This window comes from Thermotoga sp. KOL6 (assembly GCF_002866025.1).
Classification (GTDB): domain Bacteria; phylum Thermotogota; class Thermotogae; order Thermotogales; family Thermotogaceae; genus Thermotoga.
Window position 1 is genome coordinate 149,842 of record NZ_LNDE01000003.1, and the last position, 7,532, is coordinate 157,373.

At 41.1% G+C, this 7,532-nt stretch carries 6 protein-coding genes, 5 tRNA genes and 1 CRISPR repeat array; of the genes, 3 read left to right on the top strand and 8 right to left on the bottom strand.

Annotation, left to right across the window (positions count from 1 at the left end):
* Positions 1 to 2: 2 nt before the first annotated feature.
* Positions 3 to 1,286, top strand: coding sequence for a phosphoglucosamine mutase (glmM, locus tag AS005_RS07860; protein WP_199203889.1), 1,284 nt, complete (start codon positions 3 to 5; stop codon positions 1,284 to 1,286).
* Here the strand turns inward: glmM and AS005_RS07865 are convergent.
* From AS005_RS07865 to AS005_RS07875, 3 genes are read right to left on the bottom strand one after another with little or no spacing between them, the layout of a single operon-like run.
* Positions 1,266 to 1,715, bottom strand: coding sequence for an SRPBCC domain-containing protein (locus tag AS005_RS07865; RefSeq protein WP_101511155.1), 450 nt, complete (start codon positions 1,713 to 1,715; stop codon positions 1,266 to 1,268). The two genes, glmM and AS005_RS07865, sit on opposite strands and share 21 nt — an antisense overlap.
* The gene (locus AS005_RS07870; protein WP_101511156.1) at positions 1,639 to 2,748 is read right to left on the bottom strand and encodes a two-component system response regulator; all 1,110 of its coding nucleotides are present in this window, start codon (positions 2,746 to 2,748) and stop codon (positions 1,639 to 1,641) included. Before AS005_RS07870 ends, AS005_RS07865 begins: the two co-directional genes overlap by 77 nt.
* The gene (locus AS005_RS07875) at positions 2,729 to 4,129 is read right to left on the bottom strand and encodes a HAMP domain-containing sensor histidine kinase (RefSeq protein WP_233186296.1); all 1,401 of its coding nucleotides are present in this window, start codon (positions 4,127 to 4,129) and stop codon (positions 2,729 to 2,731) included. Before AS005_RS07875 ends, AS005_RS07870 begins: the two co-directional genes overlap by 20 nt.
* Before the next feature lie 216 nt (positions 4,130 to 4,345).
* Between AS005_RS07875 and tsaA the strand changes: the two genes are divergently transcribed.
* Both tsaA and AS005_RS07885 read left to right on the top strand, forming a co-directional pair.
* Positions 4,346 to 4,795: a tRNA (N6-threonylcarbamoyladenosine(37)-N6)-methyltransferase TrmO gene (gene tsaA / locus AS005_RS07880; protein ID WP_101511158.1), complete on the top strand. Its 450-nt coding sequence runs from the start codon at positions 4,346 to 4,348 to the stop codon at positions 4,793 to 4,795.
* Between the two features lie 65 nt (positions 4,796 to 4,860).
* A tRNA-Ala gene (locus AS005_RS07885) sits at positions 4,861 to 4,936 on the top strand.
* 49 nt (positions 4,937 to 4,985) lie between these two features.
* Here the strand turns inward: AS005_RS07885 and AS005_RS07890 are convergent.
* The 5 genes from AS005_RS07890 to AS005_RS07910 all read right to left on the bottom strand — a co-directional run bounded on the left by AS005_RS07890 (position 4,986) and on the right by AS005_RS07910 (position 5,652).
* Positions 4,986 to 5,249, bottom strand: coding sequence for a stage V sporulation protein S (locus tag AS005_RS07890; RefSeq protein WP_004082838.1), 264 nt, complete (start codon positions 5,247 to 5,249; stop codon positions 4,986 to 4,988).
* A gap of 69 nt (positions 5,250 to 5,318) precedes the next feature.
* Positions 5,319 to 5,395 (bottom strand) — tRNA-Arg (locus tag AS005_RS07895).
* A gap of 4 nt (positions 5,396 to 5,399) precedes the next feature.
* Positions 5,400 to 5,475 (bottom strand) — tRNA-His (locus tag AS005_RS07900).
* A gap of 13 nt (positions 5,476 to 5,488) precedes the next feature.
* Positions 5,489 to 5,565: transfer RNA gene (locus tag AS005_RS07905), tRNA-Arg, on the bottom strand.
* A gap of 11 nt (positions 5,566 to 5,576) precedes the next feature.
* Positions 5,577 to 5,652 (bottom strand) — tRNA-Gly (locus tag AS005_RS07910).
* A 93-nt stretch (positions 5,653 to 5,745) separates the two neighbouring features.
* Positions 5,746 to 7,231: a CRISPR direct-repeat array (repeat unit 30 nt; unit sequence GTTTCCATTCCTCTAAGGAAGTATTGAAAC).
* Positions 7,232 to 7,532: the final 301 nt, after the last annotated feature.

Consider the following 7,532-nt stretch of genomic DNA (forward strand, 5'->3'; position numbering starts at 1 on the left):
CGATGAAATACTTTGGTACCGATGGAATAAGGGGTGTTTTTGGAGAAACACTGACAGATGATCTGGCTTTCAAGGTTGGAAAAGCTTTGGGAGAGATGATTGAGAATGAAAAGGTCATCATAGGAAAAGATACGAGAGTCTCTGGAGATTCGTTGGAAGCCGCACTTTCCGCCGGTATTACTTCCATGGGTGTGGACGTTCTCTCTTGTGGAATTCTTCCAACACCCGCTGTTGCTCTCCTTACGCGAATCACCAGATCTTTCGGAGTGGTTATATCTGCATCTCATAATCCTCCAGAGTACAATGGGATAAAGATTCTGAAAAGTGGTTACAAGATACCGGACAAGATGGAGGAAGAAATAGAGAAGAGGTTGGAGAAGGAGGATTTTTCCAAACGTTATATTGTAGGGAGAGTGAAATCTTTCAAAGAAGGAAAAGACATGTACATAGGAGCAATTCTTGAAATGTTCAAGGATTTGGATCTCACAGGCGAGAGGGTTTCTCTCGATTTGGCAAATGGTGCAACTACGGTCACAGCTAAGGATGTGTTCGAATTTTTAGGAGCGAGTGTAGAGGTGTTCAATCACTCTCAAGATGGATTGCTCATCAATCAAGGATGCGGAGCTACCCATCCGAAGTTTCTAGCAGAACAAATGAAGAACGGAAAGATCGGCTTCACATTCGACGGAGACGGTGATCGAGTGTTGGCAGTGGACGAAGAGAGAAACGTTATCAACGGTGACAAAATCATAGGGATATTAGCAAATGGGATGATGAGAGAAGGTCGCTTGAAGAACAACATGGTGGTTGGAACTGTCATGACTAACGGAGGTCTCGAAGAGTATCTGAAAGGAAAAGGTGTGAAGCTTGTCCGGACAAAGGTGGGGGATAAATACGTCTTGGAAGAAATGTTGAGATTGAGGTCGAACTTGGGAGGGGAAAGATCAGGGCACATAATCATTCTTGACAGAAGCACCACAGGAGACGGCCTCATAACCGCTCTGGAGATAATGAGAATCCTCAAAAATAGTGGTAAGGCTCTGTCTGAACTAGCCAAAGTGATACCTGATTACCCTCAAATTACTAAAAATGTGAAGAGAACAGAAAAAACATCATTAGAAAGTGATGAATTGAAAAAACTGATCGAGAAAATCACCGCAGATGGCTACCGTGTCGTTGTTAGGCCATCGGGTACGGAACCTGTCATAAGGATTACAGTGGAGGGAAAAAACAGGGAAGAGATAGAGGAAATCGTGGAGAAACTATCACGGGCTATCGAGAGTTGATATCCCGTATTCTATCCATACCTTTGCGAGAGTGAGCATTTCTCCCCATCCCACGGCACAAACGAGTTTTATTTCCATGTCTTTTTCATTGAGAACTAGTGTATGATCTTCGATTTGAACCCATGTTCCACCGTAGGAAGAAGGAAAAAATTCCATTTTCACTCTCGATCTGTAGCCATCTTCGTAAGAGTTCCAGGAAAATTCGATAAGGCGGGGAGGAACGAGTCTGTGGATGATCCCCTCATCGGTGACTTCCTCCCCAAACGTTTTTCTGAACCAACGAAAGAATATCTTTCCACCTTCTTTGATTTCCATTCTCATTCCGTCTGTCAACCAATCATCCCAACCACGTTCATTCACGAAGACCTTCCAGACCTTCTCCACTGGAGCTTTTATGTGAACCCCCGCTTTGGTGGGAGGAATTTTCATCCTTTTCCCTCCTATAGACTTCCCTTATTTCCTTCTCCAAACTCAAAAAAGCTTCCACAACTTCGGGAGAGTACAGCTTACCAGATAGTAACTCTATCTCTTGAAACGCTTCATCCAGAGTTTTGGCTCTTTTGTAAGGTCTTTCTGTTACCATTGCATCGAAACTGTCTGCGACAGCAACTATGAGTCCCGATATTGGTATCTCTTTTCTTTTCAATCCTCGAGGATAGCCAGAACCGTTCCATCTTTCGTGGTGAGTGAGAGAGATTTCTGCACCCATTTGTAGAATGGGAGAAGAGCTTCTACTCAGTATCCTGAAACCTATAATAGTGTGTTGTTTCATGATCTCGAACTCTTCAGGCGTAAGAATTCCAGGTTTTAAAAGGACTTTATCGGGAATTCCGATTTTCCCTATATCATGCAAAGGGGCAGAGAATTGTATTTCGGTGACTAAGAGTTCATCTAGTCCCATGACCTCTGCTATCCTTCCAGAAAGCCATCCAACTCTTTCTGTGTGTCTGTAGGTTTCAACGTCTCTGTACTCGGACAACATGTTCAATATATCCAAGATCTCGAACATAAAATCCTCGTACTCGGTGAAGAATTCTTCTGCGGTTTTTTCTATGATTTCGAGACGCTCTTTTAGAGATTTCATGTAACTGCTTCTGTAAAGATGGAAGATCTTGTTTCTGATAGCGTGAGTTATTTTGAGTTTCAGGAGTTCAAGATTCACCGGTTTTTTGATGAAATCGTCGGCTCCAGCTTCCACACATTTTTTGATGGTTTCTTTATCGTCGTACGCCGTTATGACAAAGACCACGCAGGAAGGATTTCTGGATTTTATTTCACTCACAACTTCTATTCCGCTCATTCCTGGAAGTTTCACATCTATTAACGCAACATCGATCATGTTCGAAAAGTCGATGGCTTTTTCTCCAGAATTGGTTTCGAGCACCTCGAATCCACTAAGTTTCAAATATTGGGCCATTGCTTCTCGTGTAATGTCATCATCCTCAACTATTAGAATGCTCATTTCTTTCACCTCCGAGGGGGATCTCTATTTTGAATGTTGTTCCATTCTTTCGAATTATCTCCATCGTCCCCCTTAGATAGTTGACCAGTTTACTTACTGTGAGGAGTCCAAAACCACTCGTTGAATTCAATCCTGGCCCTGTATCGGAGATCATCAGAATAATTTTATCATTTCGTTTCTCGATTGTTAGGGATACTTTTCCAAAAGGAGTGTATTTTACTGCGTTTGAAAAAAGATTGGTCACTATGGAAAGGAAGGCATCTTTGTCCAATTGGATTTCATCGAAATCCATTTTCAAATTCACTTCCAGTTTTTTTGATTTGGCTATTTCCAAGATTGGAGATATGGCCATTTCCAAATCTTCTTTTCTTACATTACTCGTTTTTCCAACAGAAATGTTAAGAATCTTGTCTATCTCTTTCAACATTACATGACATGTTCTCTCGATGTTTTTGGCAATTTCGAATGTTTCGGGGTATTTGTATCGTAAGAGCTGTGCGTTCACGTACACGGCGTTTATCGGATTTTTCAAGTTATGGGCGAGATTCTTCACTAAAATGATGTAAACCTCTTGGAATTTTCGATTTTCCTCCAGGAATTTGATATATTTTTCGATGAAACTAGAAAAGGCTTGTTTGAAAGGTTCCAAATAAGATGGGGTGGGTTTGGGAAAGTATCGTTCAAAAACTTCTCTTACTTCATTTTCGTTGTTCTTCTCCAGAGTATTTGAGATGAGTTCTGGAATCTTGAGAAAGAAGTTCTGTATATTCTTAAAGGTTTCAAAAAGATCTTCCGGATTGACTCCGAGCTCTTCCGAAAGTTTCTCAGATTCTTTTCTTGGGATATCCACGTATTCTTTTAGAAAATGCAGTGCCAGTAACAGGTTTCCGGCTGTCACAGGATAAGTATAAACATTTTTGGAGAGATAAAAGAGTATAGAGGAGGCAGAGAAAAGAAAAGCGCTCAGTCTCAAAAATGTGGAAGAATTTTTTTTGAACAAGGGAAGGAGGAAGAAGGCAAGAGAAATTCCCTCAAGATAATATGAAATTTCCACTTTAAGAACAGAAAGGATGAATAGAACAGAAAAAGATATTCCAAATATCCATGATCTGTAACCTCTATCTTTAAGCAGAGAGAGAAGAAATCCTTCTGCAAGTAGAATTTTTGAGCTACTTGTAAACATCCAATGTTTGTTAGGATCTATGAGAAAGGCTCTTATGGAAAAGAATGCAAGGAACATGGAAAAAAAGCAAGAAAGAGCTATTGGCTCCTTTTTTCTCCTAGTGCTCACATGGTAAACGGTGAAAGAGAGAAATAAACTTGCAAAGTTTAAGATGAGCAGAATGATGGTGTTTGTATCATTTGGAAATAGGAAATACATCAAGACCAAACCAAAAAGGACGATAGTTATAAAGGGTTCATTTTCTCCCTCCTTTGATAATTAATTTAACATATCAAATTGCAATCAGTCAATACAGATTATTAGATGATATCAAAGAATGTTGTGAAAGGTCTTATAATAAATGGTTGATCACATTAATGATAAATATAACTTTTTTAATACATATGAAAAATCAGCTGTTGGAGGAGGGAAAACATGTTTTTCTACGTCAAACCAATAGGTGTGATACGATCTCCTTACAAAGATGTTTCTGAATGTCCCTTCCAGGGAAGATTTTCTCAGGAAACATTCGTTTTAGAAATCTTTCCCGAGTATGAGAAAGGTTTGAAGGACATAGAGACATGTTCGCACCTTATAGTCCTTTATTGGTTGGACAGAGCAAGGAGGGACAGTCTGATCGCTGTTCCACCACACGACAGAAAGGAACATGGAGTGTTTTCCACTCGTTCACCTCATAGACCGAATCCGATCGGCTTTGCGGTAGTGGAAATTTTAGAAGTGAAAGGAAGAAATCTGCTTGTAAAAGGATTGGACGCGATCGATGGAACACCGATCTTGGACATCAAACCTTATTCTTCCAAGATAGATTGCGTCGAGGAAGCTAAGATAGGATGGTTTGAAAAAGCCAAAGAGAAGAAGTTTTAATTTGAATCTCCCTATGGAGAGTCTTGAACACATCAAAAAGATCGAGTATAATAGATCACGGTTGTGGGGCCGTAGCTCAGTTGGGAGAGCGCTACCTTCGCACGGTAGAGGTCGTGGGTTCAAGTCCCATCGGCTCCACCAAAAAAATAAATCCCCCGCATTTGCGGGGGTACTTTTTTTCTTTGGGAATTCAGTCTTTCGGAAAGACAATGAATTTGATGGCTGTTCTCGTTTCTCCATTGATCTGAACTTCCGCAAAAGCAGGAACGCAGACAAGGTTGATTCCGCTTGGAGCAAGGTAACCCCTTGCGATAGCGATGGCTTTCACCGCTTGGTTAACTGCTCCTGCTCCAATGGCTTGAAGTTCAGCCTTGCCTTTCTCTCTGATGACACCAGCAAGAGCTCCAGCGACTTTGTTTGGGTTGGAATTAGAAGCAACTTTGAGTACTTCCATGTGTTTCTACCTCCTCTACGATGAGTGTTTCTTTATATTTTCCAGCGACATTGGTTTATTTGTTTCCTCTGGCGCGCCCGGCAGGACTCGAACCCGCAACCATCGGATCCGAAGTCCGACGCTCTATCCAATTGAGCTACGGGCGCGTGCTGGGGTGACCAGCGGGACTCGAACCCGCGACCACCTGATCCACAGTCAGGCGCTCTACCAACTGAGCTATGGTCACCACGAAAACAAAATGGCGCGCCCGGCAGGACTCGAACCTGCAACCCTCGGATTAGAAATCCGATGCTCTATCCTGTTGAGCTACGGGCGCACCAAAAACCATGGAGCGGGCGACGGGACTCGAACCCGCAACCCTCGGCTTGGAAGGCCGATGCTCTACCAATTGAGCTACACCCGCCCTTCAAAGACCCTCCAAGCACTAAAAATATTATCATATCCACTCAAAAACGTCAAGTTCCCCCGGTCAATTTTCATTGATTAAAAACTGCATGTTTCCATCCCTCTAAGGAAGTATTGAAACTCTTTTCTGCTAGAGTTCTGAGCACACCACAGGGATGTTTCCATTCCTCTAAGGAAGTATTGAAACAAGTTCAGATTGATGGACCACTCATGAAGTATGTCGTGTTTCCATTCCTCTAAGGAAGTATTGAAACCCCACCGCCGTAATGCTTGTTGGATTTGCGGATGTTGTTTCCATTCCTCTAAGGAAGTATTGAAACATATAAACCTTCTCCATTTGCCCTTCGGTGGCTCGCGTTTCCATTCCTCTAAGGAAGTATTGAAACTCTGGAAGTTCGATTAGTTAACTTTGCTGAAAGCGAGTTTCCATTCCTCTAAGGAAGTATTGAAACAGCCACTCAAAGTCTGCTATGAACGGTGGACGTCCATGTTTCCATTCCTCTAAGGAAGTATTGAAACGAGATGCCTTGTATTCTCTATTGCTTCAGTTCTGTGTTTCCATTCCTCTAAGGAAGTATTGAAACCCATCGTTGCCTGCATGCCAAATTTTGTTTCCTTTGGTTTCCATTCCTCTAAGGAAGTATTGAAACAAGTACATTACAGATGGATAAAGAGAGTTAAAATCAGTTTCCATTCCTCTAAGGAAGTATTGAAACTAGACTAACAACATCTTTCTTATACGTTGGAGAACCGTTTCCATTCCTCTAAGGAAGTATTGAAACGGTTCGGTGTAGTCTATAACGTCCTGCATAGTTGTCGTTTCCATTCCTCTAAGGAAGTATTGAAACTGAAATAAATCATGTTATCATAATCGATTGCACAATCGTTTCCATTCCTCTAAGGAAGTATTGAAACTACTTAAGCCGGATACTGTATAAGAACTCCAGTTTTGGTTTCCATTCCTCTAAGGAAGTATTGAAACGCAGACGATTGGGTGATTGCATATTGGAAGAAACCAGTGTTTCCATTCCTCTAAGGAAGTATTGAAACAGACTCATTTTAATTTGAGCATGTGAAAAAGAACGGTTTCCATTCCTCTAAGGAAGTATTGAAACTAGCTTTGCCGGTTAAAATGGCTTCTTCAATGCGTGTTTCCATTCCTCTAAGGAAGTATTGAAACGGACTAGGCACAATGTTGTTCGGCAACTGCTGCATAGTTTCCATTCCTCTAAGGAAGTATTGAAACACTTGACCATCAACACAGGAACACAAATTGGATCGTGTTTCCATTCCTCTAAGGAAGTATTGAAACCAGATCCGCAGTACGCTGAGAAATGCTTTGCGGTGTAGTTTCCATTCCTCTAAGGAAGTATTGAAACATGTTAGTGATAACGAATATTCTGGTACAACTCGAAGTTTCCATTCCTCTAAGGAAGTATTGAAACAATTACCACGCAAAAAGGAATGATACGCTGTATGTGTTTCCATTCCTCTAAGGAAGTATTGAAACTCTTTAGCTTTCTTTTTTGGGACTCTCAAAACTTTATGTTTCCATTCCTCTAAGGAAGTATTGAAACCCATCTGATTCGTAAGAAATTATAGAACATAGATGAGTGAGAAGTCAAGGGAAGAAGGAAAAAAAGGACAAAGTGGGAAGATGAGACACAAAAACAAGAGATGATACCGGAAGTTGTATGTGATGGAAAAATTGAATAATGGAATACGAAGCGAATATCCTATCACAAGAGATACAAAACACTATGAATTATCAACACCTAAAACAGGCTGTTTTTGTTCAAAAAGGTCTCTTTCAAAAAAGTTCCACAATTCACAAAATCAAGAAAGAAGTTTCACATTATTGTGTTAAATTGAAATGTC

Excerpts from the sequence above, each read along its gene's own strand:
- glmM (WP_199203889.1), top strand. The coding sequence starts at position 3 with ATGAAATACTTTGGTACCGATGGAATAAGGGGTGTTTTTGGAGAAACA.
- AS005_RS07865 (WP_101511155.1), bottom strand. The coding sequence starts at position 1,715 with ATGAAAATTCCTCCCACCAAAGCGGGGGTTCACATAAAAGCTCCAGTG.
- AS005_RS07870 (WP_101511156.1), bottom strand. The coding sequence starts at position 2,748 with ATGAGCATTCTAATAGTTGAGGATGATGACATTACACGAGAAGCAATG.
- AS005_RS07875 (WP_233186296.1), bottom strand. The coding sequence starts at position 4,129 with ATGTATTTCCTATTTCCAAATGATACAAACACCATCATTCTGCTCATC.
- tsaA (WP_101511158.1), top strand. The coding sequence starts at position 4,346 with ATGTTTTTCTACGTCAAACCAATAGGTGTGATACGATCTCCTTACAAA.
- AS005_RS07890 (WP_004082838.1), bottom strand. The coding sequence starts at position 5,249 with ATGGAAGTACTCAAAGTTGCTTCTAATTCCAACCCAAACAAAGTCGCT.